General features: G+C 71.2%; 22 protein-coding genes and 1 other RNA gene. 11 read left to right on the plus strand and 12 right to left on the minus strand.

Translation table 11 applies throughout. From position 1 onward, the window contains the following. Positions 1-281 (plus strand): hypothetical protein (locus AB0B41_RS32195; protein ID WP_358210051.1); only part of this gene is annotated, 281 nt, incomplete at its 5' end. Positions 282-430: 149 nt separating this feature from the next. On the opposite strand, the gene AB0B41_RS32200 is transcribed toward AB0B41_RS32195, so the two are convergent. The 4 genes from AB0B41_RS32200 to AB0B41_RS32215 all read right to left on the minus strand — a co-directional run bounded on the left by AB0B41_RS32200 (position 431) and on the right by AB0B41_RS32215 (position 3,830). Then, on the minus strand, positions 431-2,608 hold the full coding sequence (locus tag AB0B41_RS32200; protein WP_358210053.1) for an FtsK/SpoIIIE domain-containing protein: 2,178 nt from the start codon (positions 2,606-2,608) through the stop codon (positions 431-433). A 72-nt stretch (positions 2,609-2,680) separates the two neighbouring features. Beyond that, a complete protein-coding gene (locus AB0B41_RS32205) occupies positions 2,681-2,923 on the minus strand; it encodes a hypothetical protein (RefSeq protein WP_358210055.1) in 243 nt (80 codons plus the stop codon). Beyond that, positions 2,920-3,654 (minus strand): DUF2637 domain-containing protein, encoded by a 735-nt coding sequence (locus AB0B41_RS32210; protein ID WP_358210056.1) that lies wholly within the window; start codon positions 3,652-3,654, stop codon positions 2,920-2,922. The genes AB0B41_RS32205 and AB0B41_RS32210 overlap by 4 nt, the downstream gene beginning before the upstream one ends. Next, on the minus strand, positions 3,642-3,830 hold the full coding sequence (locus AB0B41_RS32215; protein WP_358210058.1) for a hypothetical protein: 189 nt from the start codon (positions 3,828-3,830) through the stop codon (positions 3,642-3,644). The genes AB0B41_RS32210 and AB0B41_RS32215 overlap by 13 nt, the downstream gene beginning before the upstream one ends. 216 nt (positions 3,831-4,046) lie before the next feature. Here AB0B41_RS32215 and AB0B41_RS32220 point away from each other — a divergent pair, with 216 nt between their 5' ends. Next, a complete protein-coding gene (locus AB0B41_RS32220) occupies positions 4,047-5,045 on the plus strand; it encodes a tyrosine-type recombinase/integrase (RefSeq protein WP_358210060.1) in 999 nt (332 codons plus the stop codon). Further along, entirely contained in the window at positions 5,042-5,191 is a 150-nt protein-coding gene (locus tag AB0B41_RS32225) for a hypothetical protein (protein ID WP_358210062.1), read from the plus strand. The genes AB0B41_RS32220 and AB0B41_RS32225 overlap by 4 nt, the downstream gene beginning before the upstream one ends. Here AB0B41_RS32225 and AB0B41_RS32230 read toward each other — a convergent pair. Genes AB0B41_RS32230 through AB0B41_RS32240 form a run of 3 tightly spaced genes read right to left on the minus strand, consistent with a single transcriptional unit; the run spans position 5,188 to position 6,337 of the window. Continuing rightward, positions 5,188-5,541: a hypothetical protein gene (locus tag AB0B41_RS32230; protein WP_358210064.1), complete on the minus strand. Its 354-nt coding sequence runs from the start codon at positions 5,539-5,541 to the stop codon at positions 5,188-5,190. The genes AB0B41_RS32225 and AB0B41_RS32230 overlap by 4 nt on opposite strands. Next, a complete protein-coding gene (locus tag AB0B41_RS32235) occupies positions 5,538-5,711 on the minus strand; it encodes a hypothetical protein (RefSeq protein ID WP_358210066.1) in 174 nt (57 codons plus the stop codon). Before AB0B41_RS32235 ends, AB0B41_RS32230 begins: the two co-directional genes overlap by 4 nt. Then, entirely contained in the window at positions 5,708-6,337 is a 630-nt protein-coding gene (locus AB0B41_RS32240) for a ParA family protein (RefSeq protein ID WP_358210068.1), read from the minus strand. Before AB0B41_RS32240 ends, AB0B41_RS32235 begins: the two co-directional genes overlap by 4 nt. A 132-nt stretch (positions 6,338-6,469) precedes the next feature. Between AB0B41_RS32240 and AB0B41_RS32245 the strand changes: the two genes are divergently transcribed. From AB0B41_RS32245 to AB0B41_RS32275, 7 genes are all read left to right on the plus strand, one after another. Next, positions 6,470-6,655, plus strand: coding sequence for a hypothetical protein (locus tag AB0B41_RS32245; RefSeq protein WP_358210070.1), 186 nt, complete (start codon positions 6,470-6,472; stop codon positions 6,653-6,655). Positions 6,656-6,705: 50 nt separating this feature from the next. After that, the gene (locus AB0B41_RS32250; RefSeq protein WP_358210072.1) at positions 6,706-7,038 is read left to right on the plus strand and encodes a hypothetical protein; all 333 of its coding nucleotides are present in this window, start codon (positions 6,706-6,708) and stop codon (positions 7,036-7,038) included. Positions 7,039-7,143: 105 nt separating this feature from the next. After that, positions 7,144-7,416: a hypothetical protein gene (locus tag AB0B41_RS32255; protein WP_358210074.1), complete on the plus strand. Its 273-nt coding sequence runs from the start codon at positions 7,144-7,146 to the stop codon at positions 7,414-7,416. Then, on the plus strand, positions 7,413-7,598 hold the full coding sequence (locus AB0B41_RS32260; RefSeq protein ID WP_358210076.1) for a DUF4236 domain-containing protein: 186 nt from the start codon (positions 7,413-7,415) through the stop codon (positions 7,596-7,598). Before AB0B41_RS32255 ends, AB0B41_RS32260 begins: the two co-directional genes overlap by 4 nt. After that, positions 7,595-7,804 carry a hypothetical protein gene (locus tag AB0B41_RS32265; RefSeq protein ID WP_358210078.1) on the plus strand — a complete coding sequence of 70 codons (210 nt, stop codon included), beginning with the start codon at positions 7,595-7,597 and terminating at the stop codon, positions 7,802-7,804. Before AB0B41_RS32260 ends, AB0B41_RS32265 begins: the two co-directional genes overlap by 4 nt. 81 nt (positions 7,805-7,885) lie before the next feature. Then, positions 7,886-7,968, plus strand: a transfer-messenger RNA (tmRNA) gene (gene ssrA / locus AB0B41_RS32270). A 77-nt stretch (positions 7,969-8,045) separates the two neighbouring features. Further along, positions 8,046-8,321 (plus strand): hypothetical protein, encoded by a 276-nt coding sequence (locus tag AB0B41_RS32275; RefSeq protein WP_358210080.1) that lies wholly within the window; start codon positions 8,046-8,048, stop codon positions 8,319-8,321. A gap of 101 nt (positions 8,322-8,422) precedes the next feature. Here AB0B41_RS32275 and AB0B41_RS32280 read toward each other — a convergent pair whose 3' ends face one another. The 3 genes from AB0B41_RS32280 to AB0B41_RS32290 form a co-directional block, all read right to left on the minus strand. Then, entirely contained in the window at positions 8,423-9,085 is a 663-nt protein-coding gene (locus AB0B41_RS32280; RefSeq protein ID WP_358210082.1) for a hypothetical protein, read from the minus strand. Beyond that, positions 9,070-9,402: a hypothetical protein gene (locus AB0B41_RS32285; protein ID WP_358210083.1), complete on the minus strand. Its 333-nt coding sequence runs from the start codon at positions 9,400-9,402 to the stop codon at positions 9,070-9,072. Before AB0B41_RS32285 ends, AB0B41_RS32280 begins: the two co-directional genes overlap by 16 nt. Before the next feature lie 79 nt (positions 9,403-9,481). Next, positions 9,482-9,976 carry a hypothetical protein gene (locus AB0B41_RS32290; RefSeq protein ID WP_358210085.1) on the minus strand — a complete coding sequence of 165 codons (495 nt, stop codon included), beginning with the start codon at positions 9,974-9,976 and terminating at the stop codon, positions 9,482-9,484. A gap of 324 nt (positions 9,977-10,300) precedes the next feature. Between AB0B41_RS32290 and AB0B41_RS32295 the strand changes: the two genes are divergently transcribed. Beyond that, positions 10,301-10,783, plus strand: coding sequence for a hypothetical protein (locus tag AB0B41_RS32295; protein WP_358210087.1), 483 nt, complete (start codon positions 10,301-10,303; stop codon positions 10,781-10,783). Between the two features lie 449 nt (positions 10,784-11,232). On the opposite strand, the gene AB0B41_RS32300 is transcribed toward AB0B41_RS32295, so the two are convergent. Beyond that, positions 11,233-11,619 (minus strand): hypothetical protein, encoded by a 387-nt coding sequence (locus AB0B41_RS32300; protein WP_358210089.1) that lies wholly within the window; start codon positions 11,617-11,619, stop codon positions 11,233-11,235. 70 nt (positions 11,620-11,689) lie between these two features. Next, positions 11,690-12,301 carry a hypothetical protein gene (locus AB0B41_RS32305; RefSeq protein WP_358210091.1) on the minus strand — a complete coding sequence of 204 codons (612 nt, stop codon included), beginning with the start codon at positions 12,299-12,301 and terminating at the stop codon, positions 11,690-11,692. Positions 12,302-12,303 lie beyond the last annotated feature (2 nt).

Consider the following 12,303-nt stretch of genomic DNA (forward strand, 5'->3'; position numbering starts at 1 on the left):
CGACGATCACGCTCGCGGCGCAGCTGGTCGACCGGCTGACTCGCCTGCCGGCGATGACGGAGGGGATCGAGCACGCCGTGGCGTCCATCCTTGCGGCGATGCCGGACATGGTCACCGCCCGGATCGAGGACGCCATGCCGGCTGTGGACGTCCTGGCCCAGTCGACGAACCGGACGCTGCACCAGGCGGCGAAAGAGGTCGCGAACCTCGCCACGGACAAGGCGGTCGAGGCGTGGCGCGGGGAGGGCGGGAAGGTCCTCGGCGACGACGACGAGAGGTAGGCGGTAGGCGGCTCAGTAGACGCCTGAACCCCCGGATCGGCCTGATTCCGGGGGTTCCGCGCTGTCCAGGGTCTCGCCTACCTTCGCGGGTTTCCGCTGGTCAGGTAGGTAGGCGGAGAGGTAGGCGGTCGCCTACCCCTCCAGCCGGGTCACCTACCGATCGGCACCACCTGACCGCCCTCGTCGTCCGGGTCCTCGTCGCTCGTGGCGGCGACGTCGAGGTCCTCCCGGCGGACGCCCGAGGTGTTCCTCCCGCCCACCTTCAGCTGCCGGCGGACGTTCACCCCGGCGGTCCGGAGCGCATCCCCGAGGGCCTCCGCATCCCCGAGGTGCCCCCAGATGCCGGGGCGGAGCAGGTGCAGGGCCTCGAGCATGGTCGTCAGGTGCATCGCCTTGACCGGCGGGTGATCCATGACGTCCCGCGCGTCGGCCAGGAGATCGGCCTGAGCCTCCTCGCGCTCCGCCTCCTCCCCCGCGGCGTACCCGGTGAGGAGACCGCGGGCCTCGCGGAGCGCACGGGCCTTCAGGAGCATCTCCTCCGCCTTCGGCTTGTCCAGGCCGTGGACGGTGCGGACGACGATCGGCTCCGCCCCGTCACCCTTCAGCCACGCAAGCCCCTTGTCGTCCGGCCCGAACTTCGTGGCCTTGATCCCGGAGCTGTGCATCTCGTTCCCGAGGACGGCGTCGTTCGCGCGCTGCCCGTTGACCTTGAAGCACAGCCGGACGGAGCAGTTGTCGGTAATCGCGGTCGGGATGACGTCGGCGGACGGCTTCTGCGTCGCGAAGATCGGCACGATCCCGGCGGACCGACCCCGGCGGACGATGTCGGCCAGGGCCTCGATGAACGCCTCCCGGATCTTCTTGTCGGGGTTCTCGGTGTACACCTGGCATTCGTCGACCAGCAGGAACGTCGGGGCGAGGTGCCCGTAGCGGTCGGCGAGGTCGCTCGTGACCTTGTCCTCCGGGTTCTCCGAGGCGGGCAGGTCCCGCAGGAACCGGGAACGCCGGCGCATCTCCTCCCTGAGCTCCTGGACGGCGCGGAGCTGGTCGGCGATCTCCTCCGGCTCGTCACCCTCGTGGTAGCCGTGGGCGACCAGCCGGAACGGGCGCATGTCGCCGTTGCCCTTGCCGTCCAGGATCACCAAGCGGGCCCGCGGGTCGAGGGCGATCGCGACCCCGAGCGACCGGAGCGCGAACGACTTCCCGTAGCCGGGCGCACCCCCGATGACCAGCGCGTTGTAGACGAGACGCTGAGCGAACCAACGTCCTTCCTGATCAGTGAATAGATCCAGCGCGGTGAAGACGTCGACCGGCTTGCACTCGGCCAGCGGCCACGCGCTCTGCTCCGCGGTCGCCATCGGCTCGTCCCCGATGAACAGGCGCAGGTGGCCGGGGTGCATCCCGCCACGGCCGGGCCAGACCGCGCCGAGCTGTCGGCGGAGCGCGGCCGCGAACTCCTCGCGGGACTCCATGACGTCCGAGACGGTGAACCCGGGCGGCAGCTCGAGCGAGAGGTAGTAGCCGTGCCGAGCTCGCGCTACACCCGGCTGGTGCACGCGGAAGGCGTCGCGGTGCTTGTCGGTGATGCCCTTGACGGAGGCGGTCAGCGCGTCGAGCACCATCTCCCTGTTCGGCTTCTCGATCGCGCCCGGGGCGACGTTCCCGGCGTCGGCGACCAGCGGCGTCCCGAGTCGCCGGCCGTGCCACCCGAGGGCGAGGACGACGACGACCGCGAGGATCGGCCACACCCACGCCGGAGGCTGCGGGACCAGCGGGAAGACGTACTGCGGGAGCAGGAGCCCCGCGGCGACGCCCAGGCCGGCGGCCACGACGAACTCCCACGGGGACTTGCCGGGGATCATCTTGACCACGGCCACGAACACGCCGAAACCGACGAGGCCACCGAGGTACCACGGCGCGTACCAGCAGAGGATCGGGCCGACGACGACGGTCAGCACGGTCAGGGCGACGAGGAGCCGGGCGTGGAGGTTCGCCCGGCGGGCGTTGTGGGCCTTGACGTAGTCGGACGTCTCGGTGCGCTCCGCGTGGGCGTGGCGAACTTCGGCCGAATCCATGTCGTAGATCCACCGGGCCAGGCTGCGGGTCAGCCGGCCCAGCCCGCGGGGCGAGTAGCAGATGAGGAGGAGCAGGAGCTTCGGCAGCATCACGACGAACCGCTTCGTGCGGTACCAGCCGCGGAGCAGGCCGATGCGGATCGTGCCCTTCCACCCCTCGCGGGAGCGGGCCCACTCGGGCATCACGGGGGCGGAGGTGTCGAGAGGTGCCTTCTCGGGGTTGTGCTCGGTCAGTCGTTCCAATGCGGTCACGGTCGTCTCCTGTCGACGTCGTGGTGGTCCCGCCGGCGGCCGTGGTCGAGGCGGCCGCGCGGCGGGTGGGGACTACTCGGTGGGGTCCTGTTCCTTCTCGTGGTTCTCCGGGTTGCAGCACGTCGTGCACACCCCGCACTCGGGGCAGAGGTCCGCGACGGCGGGGCGGTGGCAGGCGATGCAGCGCGGCCAGGGGCGGGACGGTCCGGCGGACCGGCTCCTGGACTGGGCACCCGGTCCGGCGGTCCGGAAGGCCCGGAAGAACGTTCGGATGGCCCGGACGATGCGGTGGAAGAACACCCCGGCCCGGCTCATCGGACCGCCTCCAGGAGCTTCGCGGCCCGGACCGCCCCGACGCCGAACTCGGCCCGGACCGCCCGCTGGCTGATCGGTCCGGTCTGCCGGACCGCCCACTCCCGGACCGCCGGGACCAGCTCGTCCTCGACGACGCGGTCCGCCGGTCCGTCGCTGGTCAGGGCCCGGTCCGCCCCGGTCCGGTCCGCGGTCCGCTCGTCGGCGGTCCGCTCGTGGACCGCCGGTCCGGCCCAGCGGTCCCAGGGGTCGGACCACTCCTCCGGTCCGGCCTCCAGCTCCAGCGGTCCGGTCTCCTCGACGGCGGTCCGGTCCGGGTGGTCCGCCTCGGCGGTCCGGGCGGTCCGGTGGGCGACGAGGGCGACCAGCTCCAGCGTGATCGCGAGACATACCGGAGGCCACAGCGCGACGATCACGCCGATGACGGACCACTCCGCGGCCGCGAGGTTCGCGGCAAGGGTGGCGGTCATGCCGGCCCAGAACGCTGCGAGCGGACCGGCCCCCGCGGCCTCCCCTCGGTGCCGGCGGACCCAGATCACGACGAGGGCGGCGAGGAGCATCCCGTCCGTGGTCAGTGCGAGCCACGGAGCCATGACCGGGTCGCCGTGGTCGGCGATGACCTCGCGGGCGTGGCGGTAGGACGCGACCGCGGCCGGTCCCCCGACGGCGGACACGGTGCCGACCGCGAGGAGCACGGGCCAGGTGCGGCCCCATCGTGCCTTCAGTCCGTGCACGGCGTGACCTCCACGTCCCCGCCCTCAAAGGTGCGGATGACGGAGGCGGTCTCCCGGTCGGTGCTCGAGCAGAGCGACGCCGGGGTGGGCGGGAGCACCTCGGGGGTGCTCGGTCCGGTCAGCCACACGACGATCACGACCACGGCGGCGACGAGGACGAGAAACAGCCGCGCCATCACGCACCCCCGGTGTGGGTGTGATGGCGAATGGGAAGATGCGACATAGCCGCACCCCCTCTCCTGTCGAGGCGGTTCGGTTAGGGCAGGGAGTTCGGCGGTCGAGGCCGACCCCTGCCCGTCTTGCTTCCGGTCTCAGTAGCGTACTGAGGTCCGGCTTCTACTGAGTCTCAGTAGATACCTGACACCGTACCACGATGTGACATACTCAGACGTATGCAACAGACTTCCGAGGACCTTCGCGGGGAGGGTTCCGGCGAGCTCGTCGTCCGGAACACCGCCTCCGGGGTCGCGCTCCCCCCGAACGTCGCCGCCCGGAACGACGCCCTGGAGAAGTTCCTCCGCGAGAAGGGCGCGCGGTCGCGCCACACCCCCGCCCGCTACCGCCGGGACCTCTCCGTGTTCTTCGAGTGGGTCGACAGGAAGGGGTACGACGTCGCCACCCTCATGCCGTGGCAGATGGGCGAGTACGCCGCGGACCTGAAGGACGGGCACCTCGGTGAGCTGAAGGCGTCCACCCGAGCCGGCCGGATCAACGCCGTGTCGAGCTTCTACCGCTTCCTCCAGCAGCAGGCGCGCGAGGTGATCCCGCAGAACCCGGCGGAGCGCACCCCACGGCCGGAGGTCGGGAAGCGGTCCGTGACGCGAAAGCTGTCGGCGGAGGAGCTGACCCGCCTCCGGGACATCGCCCGCCCGAACCCGCGGCTGTACGCCCTCGTCCAGCTCCTCGCCGGGTCCGGGGTCCGGATCAGTGAGGCCCTCGGGGCAGACGTGCACCACCTGAAGCGCGAGGGTGCGGAGTGGTACCTCTACGTCGTCCGGAAGGGCAGTGAGGACCGGGTGCCCGTGCAGGTGCCCGTCGAGGCGGCCCGAGCCGTCCGCCGGTACGTCCGGGACCGCCGGGGCCCGATCTTCGTCGACAGGGCGGGGCGACGGTGGAACCGCACCGCGGCCGCGCGGTCACTCCAGTACGCCGCGCTCCGCGCCGGGATCACCGACCGGAACGTCTCCCCGCACAGCCTCCGGCACACTGCGACCACCCTCGCGCTCGACGCCGGCGTGCCGATCCGGGACGTGCAGGTGCAGATGGGGCACACCTCGACGGAGACGACCGCGCGGTACGACCGGGACAACCGGGAGCGGAACAATCCGACGGTGGCGGCCCTCGGGGCGATCATCGCCGACGACCTGGCCGACGAGGAGGAGCAGGGATGACTCTGTATGGCGAGGCGGTTGCCCGGCTGAGCCCCGAGGCCCTCGCTCACATCCGGGTCGCGGTCGCCGCCGCCCCGCCTATCGAGGGTGAGCACCTCGCGCGGCTGCTCGAGCTGTGGGACGTGCCAGCCCGGGCCGACGATTAGCGGCTCTTCGCCCGCCGGCGCTCCAGCTCCTCCTGCTCCTTCTCCGTCTCGATCTGCGCCCGGACGTGCCGGGCGACGGTCGGGTCCCGGAGGATCGCGTTCACCGCGGCGGCCAGGACGTCCTGCGTCGTCACCCGCGTGACCCCGAGCGCGAGGGCGGTCTCCATGCGCCACGCGGCCAGCTCTTTGTGCCTCTGCTCGCTGAGGTCGACTGTCTGCCGGACCCGCCGGTTCGGGTCGGACCGCTCGCGGATCTTGGGATCGGGCGTCTCAGCGGGCCCTGAGTCGTCCTCTCCCGGCTTCACGTCGCGGGCCCGGAGTGATCGGACCCGGTCACGCGCGTTGCTCATGACTCCTCCTGGTAGAGGAAGCGGTACAGGGCCTGCTGAAGTCGAACCCAGTCGGAACCGTCGGTCACCTTCGGGTAGCCGTGGGACTCCAGCACGCGGGCGACGTCGCCGAGGAGCCCGGCGGTGAAGCGGGAGTCGAGGCCCTCCTCAGGCACGGGGTAGACGCTCACGGCGTCTTCACCCCGAGCAGCTCCTCCAGTGCGTCCCCGTAGGCCGTGGCCGTGGCGCGCTCGATCGGACCGCCAAACGCCTGCGCGTACACCTCGCGGCGGGCGACCGTCGAGCGGAGGACGTGCCACCCCTCCTCCGTCAGCAGCTCGCGGTACTCGGTGGTCGCGACGGCGTTCGGGATGGTGCGGGTCAGTAGGGCGAGGGATGCCGGCGGGGCCGTGTGCCTGCCCATGTGCGCGACGTCGTCGATCAGCTCCTTCACCGACGCCATGCGCTCGATCTCGATGCTCGTCGGGGCGACGGGCACCAGGACGTGGGTCGAGGCCCGGACGGCGGACTCCACGATCGCGCGGCGCTCGTCGGTGCCCGGGGTGTCGATGATGACGGCGTCGTGCCCGCGGGCCTCCAGCTCGACCCCGACGTCCTGCACGTGGAGGCGGGTGGACGCCATGCCCCGGACAGGGATCGTCCAGTCCGCCATCTCGGCCCAGCGGGTGATGCTCCCCTGCGGGTCCGCGTCGATCACGAGGACCTTCACGTCCTGCTCGACGAGGGCGTGGGCGAGGTAGGCGGCAGTGGTCGTCTTCGAGCTGCCGCCCTTCGTGTTGCAGACAGACAGGATCATGATCGCGCTCCCCAGCGGCTCAGTACCTCAGGCGGGTCAGTATCCGCATGAACAGGCCCGTGACCAAACTGTGATCCAATACGTAGGGCCCAAAGTTGTACCGGAGTGGGCCCACTGTGGTACCTTCTGTTCATGGCCCCGACCAACAGCGACGCAAACCGGAAGCTGGTGAAGACCCGGCTCCGTCCCGACCTCTACGCGGAGCTCGACGCCTACCGGGAGCGGACCCACCGCTCGATCAGCTCCGCCGCGGAGCACCTGATCGCCCTCGGCCTCGAGGCTGAGCGCGGTCCCCAGTCCGACATCCACACCCGATGACTCCCCTCCGGCGCTCGACCCGCCGAGACAACGTGCGACAGGAGCACACCATGAACCGCAACGCCCTCCGCTACGCCGTCCGCGCCTTCACTCCCTGGTTCCTCGTCTTCGTCACCGCGCTCTACCTCGCCGGCGCGTTCTACATCCAGCAGGAGCAGGGGCAGGCGCTGTTCTTCGCGGGCCTGTTCGGCGGCCTGGCCGTGATGACCTTCCGGTGGCGCTACTGCGACTTCGTCGAGGGGGAGCGCCGGGAGGCTGAGATCGCGGAGTACGCCGCCCGCCGGGAGGCCCAGCTCGCCGAGCACCAGGCGCGGCTCGACGAGATCCTCCAGGCCCGCGAGGAGCGTCAGGCGGCCCGCCGGTCGAACCCTCGCATCGTCTGAATCTCAGTAGAAGCCTGAACTCAGTAACAACCTGATCGCCCCGCCGGGCCGCGGCTCGACCCCCGGCCCGGCGGGTGACCAACCCACAGACAGGAAGTGGAAGTCATGGCCCGCATCATCAGCGCCGACCGGATCGCTATCCGAGTCGACCAGCACACCCTCCTGGCGGTGCCCCCGATGCACCCCGCCACCCCGAGCCCAATCCGCGTGAAGGTGTTCGAGCTCGTCCTCCGCCGGCAGTTCGGGGAGGCGTGCCAGGTGGCCACGGAGTGGAACGACCACATCACCGGCGACGCCGGACCCCGTGCCCGTCTCGCCTCCCTGATGTCTCAGACCCCCCACAAGAACGCCCGCGGCGCGGAGAGGATGGCGGCGTGAAGTTCTACGCGAGGAAGCGGTTCACCTTCGGCCCGCTCTACGCCACGGTGACCCAGTCCGGTCGGTGGTCGTGGGGGATCAAGATCGGCCCATTCAGCCACAACTTCACGTCCCGCACGTCGTCCATCGACACCCCGGGCCCCGGTGGGTTCCGGCACCAGCACGGAAGGAAGAACCGATGATCCTCTGGAACACCCCCGAGGTCCGCGACGCCCTGCGGCGGGCCCTCGCCACCCTGGAGCAGCCGATGCTGGCCGGGAACGTCGTCGAGCTCGACATGACGGACGGGGACATCCTGCTCTGCGTGATCGCGGACGAACCGATCCACGAGGACCGGGCCTTCGCCGTCCGGTACTCCACCGCCCCGCGCGCCCAGCGGGTCGGCTGACCTACTGATCGGCCGGAGATCAGGCAACTACTGATCTCCGGCCCTTCAGGCTTCTACTGATATCGTTGTGACCAGCACAAAGGGGGTACGTCAGGTGTCGACCTCGACGACAGCCGCACGCGGAACGTCGGGGGACGAGGGTTCGATTCCCTCTACCTCCACCAGGAAGAACCGAGGGGTTCGAGTCGCGGCGTTCATCCTCGCGGCCGGGGCCTTCCTCGGGATCGGTGCCACGGCCGGGGTGGCCATCACGGCGGCCACGAGCGCGGACGAGAGGTTCCTCCAGGACGTCACGTTCCACTACCAGGACGGCTACGCCGGGCGGGTCCTCTACGCCGGGCACTGGAGTTGCGCGGCCCTGCACGCCGGGTGGCTCGTGCCCGACCTGATCGAGTACGGGGTCCGCGAGGGACTCGCCGGGGACCTCTACCCGCGTGACGGCGTCGAGCAGGTCGTCCGATCCGCCTCCACGAACCTCTGCCCCGGAGCCCCGAGGGCGGACGTGATCCGCCCCTAAACAGGCCCCAGCCAGGTAGAATCGGGTCCGGCACCGGGCGGTACGCCCCCGCGCTCCCCCCGCCCGGAAGTACGCCCGGTGCTCCAGCCTCTCCGCCCCCGCTACGCCGTGCAGGTGTAGACGGGGGCGGTGTCGTCTCCGCCGGTCCGGTCGCACGTCACGGTCGTGCCGTCGGTGCGGTTGATGACCAGCTGCGCCGCGGGCGGGGCCGGAGGAGAGGTCGGCAGCGGGCCGGCGTCCTCCACCGCCCCGTCCGAGTAGGTCACGATCAGCCGTCCGCCCACCGCGGCGGTCGAGGTGACCCCGCGCCCGGCCGCCCCGGTCGCCCCGACGATCTGCCCGACGTCGACAGTCGAGCCGTCGGTGAACGTGAGGACGAGGTGCCCGTCGACCGTCGCCGCCGAGACAATCCCAGTGCCGGATGCCCCTGCGGTCCCGTCCGTGCCGACGACCAGGCCGACGTCCTCGACCGCGCCATCGGAGTAGGTGAGCACCAGGTGGCCGTCATCGCGGACCTCGGTCCCGACGATGCCCCTCCCGTCCACCCCGGCCTTCCCGTCCGTGCCGTCACGGACAGGCTCAGCGGCCGCTGAAACAGCCTGTGCCGCGGTGTCGCACGCCGAGCCCACACGGGCGCGGACGGACGGATCGGTCTCGCACAGACGCAACAGGGGGTCGCCGACCTCGCGGATCGTCTGCGCCTGCTCCTGGACGGTCTGCTCCTTCTCGACCCGGTCGGCGGATCGGTTCAGCGCGAACCCCATGTAGGCGACGGCGGCGAGTACGGCGGCGGCGGCCCCGCCGGCTGCCCTCCACCCTCGCCGAACAGGGCGGTCCGGAGCCGCGCCTCCAGCTCCCGGATCTCCTGCTTCTTCGCCGCGAGCTCGTCCTTCAGCTCCTGCTTGTCCGCGGACGCCTCCGCCCGGTACTTCTCCCGTTCGGAGGTGAAGTAGTCCCGTTCCTTCCGGGCGTTCTCCCGCTCCGCCCCGAGGATCTTCCACGCCACGATCACGACGATCACGACGCCGGAGGCGATGCCGAGATCCGGCAGCGCGCCCAGGATCGTGGGCAGGGTTTCCACCGGCTCGTCCCCTTGCTGATCGTGCCGTCATCGTGAGGCCCTTCCTTCAGGGCGGAGGTGCGGTCGAGGGTTGACGGGGTCAGGCGATCCGGAGCGCCATGTAGTCGAGCAGGAAGACGCTCCCGGTCGTGCCGACGGACTTGAGGACCCGGAGGTTCATGTTCACCGACCCCGTGGTGAGGGCGACCGACCCCAGCTGTGTGCCGTTCACCCAGAAGGTGACCGTGCCGGTCGGCGCACAAACGAACTCGATCTCGTACCAGGTGTTCGCGGCGATGGTGACGGGGTTCGTGATGGTGCCCGAGGTGCCCGCGCCGTTCTTGATGGAGAGGGCACCCGAGGTCCCGCCGAACTCCACCCACGCACCGGCGGACGAGGTGTCGGTGGCCGCGGTGATGTTCGTGAGGCCGAACTCGAAGCGGTACGTCTGCGTAGCGTCGGTGATGACCGGGAACATGATCGAGCACTTGCCCGACACGGTGTAGCCGGGACCGGGCGGCCCGGGGTAGATGCTGTTCGTCATCGCGCCGAACCCGCTGATGCCGGTCGCGGTGGTGCCGGTCGTCCGGGACACCACCGAGCGCCCGCCGTACGTCGAGGCCGCGGGGAAGGTGCCTGTACCGGCCCCGGTGCCGGAGGAGATGGAGTTGAACCGGGACGCGATGTTGGCGGACTGGACGAAATGCTCGACGACCTCCAGCTTCCCCGTCGTGGTGCCGGCATACGTCGACCCGCCGGAAGGCCCCTCGGGTCCAGCAGGCCCGGTGGCCCCGGTGTCGCCCTTCGGGCCCTGCGGCCCCTGGTCGCCCGTGTCGCCCTTATCGCCCTTCAGACCCTGCGGGCCCGTGTCCCCGGTATCGCCCCTCGGCCCTGTCGGACCGACAGGCCCCTGCTCACCTTGGATGCCCTGGACACCCTGGAGACCCTGCGGCCCCTGATCACCGGGGTCACCCTTCGGGCCCTGAGCACCATCCGCGCCAGCGGGTCCGGTGTCGCCGGTGTCACCCTTCGGGCCCTGGAGACCCTGCGGGCCCTGCTCACCGGGGTCACCCTTGTCGCCCTTCGGGCCCTGAGCACCGTCGGGCCCTGCAGGCCCCTGAGCACCATCCGCGCCGGGGAGACCCTGCGGGCCCTGCTCGCCCGCGGGACCGGGGTCGCCCTGATCGCCCTTCGGTCCCGCCGGTCCGGTGTCGCCGGTGTCACCCTTCGGTCCGGCAGGTCCCGTGTCGCCCGGGTCGCCCTTCGGCCCGGTCGCTCCGGTCGCTCCGTCCGCGCCGGCGGGACCGGCGGGCCCCGGATCACCAGGGTCGCCCTTATCGCCCTTGGGTCCCGCCGGGCCCTGCTCTCCCGGCTCGCCTGCGGGGCCCTGAGCGCCGTCTGAGCCGTCCTGTCCCGCCGGTCCGGTATCGCCGGTGTCGCCCTTGGGTCCAGCCGGGCCGGTCTCTCCGGCGGGCCCCTGAAGCCCCTGCGGGCCCTGCTCGCCGGTGTCGCCCTTCGGTCCGGCCGGCCCAGTGTCGCCCTTCGGGCCCTGGAGACCCTGCGGGCCCTGCTCGCCCGCGACGCCCTGAATCCCCTGAAGACCCTGAGGTCCCTGATCCCCCTGATCGCCCTTCGGGCCCTGAGCCCCAGTAGCGCCGGTGTCGCCCTTCGGGCCCTGCGGTCCGGTGTCCCCCTTGTCACCCTTCGGGCCGGGCTCACCCTGCGGCCCGGCGGGACCAGCTGAGACGCCCGATCCGGGCACGTAGATCGGCTCCGGCGCTGCCTCGTCGCCAATCCGGACGACCTGCGGGCCCTCGCCGCCGACCCGGATCACGGTCACGTCGGGGGCGGTCATCGGGTCACGTCCCGGACGATCCGCGCCGTACCCGAGCGCAGCGTGACCCGGTAGAGGTCATCGAGCGGGCCGAACGTCGGGTGGCTGATCTCGACGTCGTACAGCAGGCGGTCCCGGGCCTCGAGGTCCTCCGTCACCGCCGGCGGCAGGTACAGCCGCACCGTCGAGGTCGTCACCGTGCCGGACCCCACCGTGACGTCCGCCGACCCGAGGAGTACCCGCCCCTGGGTCTGCCAGTCGATCACGAGGTCCCCGTCCGAGTCGCGCGCCTGCGCCCGGACCGTCCACTCCTCCTCCAGGTCCACAGCCTGGCCGGCGATCACCACGGCCCACGTGGGGGAGAGGTGCGAGTCGCCCGCCCTGATCGTCATGTCCACGGCCATCGCCGCTACCTCCAGTGTGTGGGCCCGGCCGGGTACCGGGAGCATCGGCACCCGGCCGGAGTCGGTGGGGTCAGGGTCCGAGCCACGTCAGCTGACAACGGCCCCAGGACGCGCCGCTGTTGTTCTCCAGGTCCCTCGACCCGCCGCTGTTCTGGTAGACCCAGAACTCGATCCACTCGCCCGAGGTGCACCGCTGGATGCAGTTCACGTTCATGGTGGTGGGGCTGTTCTGCGCCTGCGAGATGAAGCCGTTGGAGGCGATGACGGCCGTGCCTTTGCGGATCGCGGCGTACCGCTCGCCCCCGATCGCGCCGCCGGGTGCGCCCCAGCGGGGGTTGAACATGAACGCCCACCGGCCGGTGCGGTTCAGGGTGAAGCGGTGTCCGACACCGGACGTGGTGCGGGTGACCAGCGGCGAGGAGATGACCGTCGTGCCAGCCGCGAAGATGGTGTCCGTCGTGTTGGCGATCGTCTGCGCGGCGGAGCCGTTGAACGCGGCGTCGGATCCGATCTCGCCCGTGGGCACGAGGTAGTTCCAGCCCGTCCCGGTGTAGAGCGCGACCATGCCGGTGTCGGTCTCGTAGATGGTCTGGCCCGTGTGTCCGGTGGGGCGGGTCGTCGAGGTGCAGGTGTAGCCGGGCATCTGCGACGCCCGGAGCTTCTGACCGGCGGTGAAACTCATGG

Source organism: Pseudonocardia sp. NPDC049154 (assembly GCF_040648315.1).
GTDB lineage: Bacteria > Actinomycetota > Actinomycetes > Mycobacteriales > Pseudonocardiaceae > Pseudonocardia.

Coding starts and splice junctions, on each gene's coding strand:
- AB0B41_RS32250 (WP_358210072.1), top strand. CDS start 6,706: ATGAACCGCAACGCCCTCCGCTACGCCGTCCGCGCCTTCACTCCCTGG.
- AB0B41_RS32255 (WP_358210074.1), top strand. CDS start 7,144: ATGGCCCGCATCATCAGCGCCGACCGGATCGCTATCCGAGTCGACCAG.
- AB0B41_RS32205 (WP_358210055.1), bottom strand. CDS start 2,923: ATGAGCCGGGCCGGGGTGTTCTTCCACCGCATCGTCCGGGCCATCCGA.
- AB0B41_RS32300 (WP_358210089.1), bottom strand. CDS start 11,619: ATGGCCGTGGACATGACGATCAGGGCGGGCGACTCGCACCTCTCCCCC.
- AB0B41_RS32245 (WP_358210070.1), top strand. CDS start 6,470: ATGGCCCCGACCAACAGCGACGCAAACCGGAAGCTGGTGAAGACCCGG.
- AB0B41_RS32215 (WP_358210058.1), bottom strand. CDS start 3,830: ATGGCGCGGCTGTTTCTCGTCCTCGTCGCCGCCGTGGTCGTGATCGTC.
- AB0B41_RS32230 (WP_358210064.1), bottom strand. CDS start 5,541: ATGAGCAACGCGCGTGACCGGGTCCGATCACTCCGGGCCCGCGACGTG.
- AB0B41_RS32305 (WP_358210091.1), bottom strand. CDS start 12,301: ATGAGTTTCACCGCCGGTCAGAAGCTCCGGGCGTCGCAGATGCCCGGC.
- AB0B41_RS32225 (WP_358210062.1), top strand. CDS start 5,042: ATGACTCTGTATGGCGAGGCGGTTGCCCGGCTGAGCCCCGAGGCCCTC.
- AB0B41_RS32240 (WP_358210068.1), bottom strand. CDS start 6,337: ATGATCCTGTCTGTCTGCAACACGAAGGGCGGCAGCTCGAAGACGACC.
- AB0B41_RS32280 (WP_358210082.1), bottom strand. CDS start 9,085: ATGGGGTTCGCGCTGAACCGATCCGCCGACCGGGTCGAGAAGGAGCAG.
- AB0B41_RS32265 (WP_358210078.1), top strand. CDS start 7,595: ATGATCCTCTGGAACACCCCCGAGGTCCGCGACGCCCTGCGGCGGGCC.
- AB0B41_RS32220 (WP_358210060.1), top strand. CDS start 4,047: ATGCAACAGACTTCCGAGGACCTTCGCGGGGAGGGTTCCGGCGAGCTC.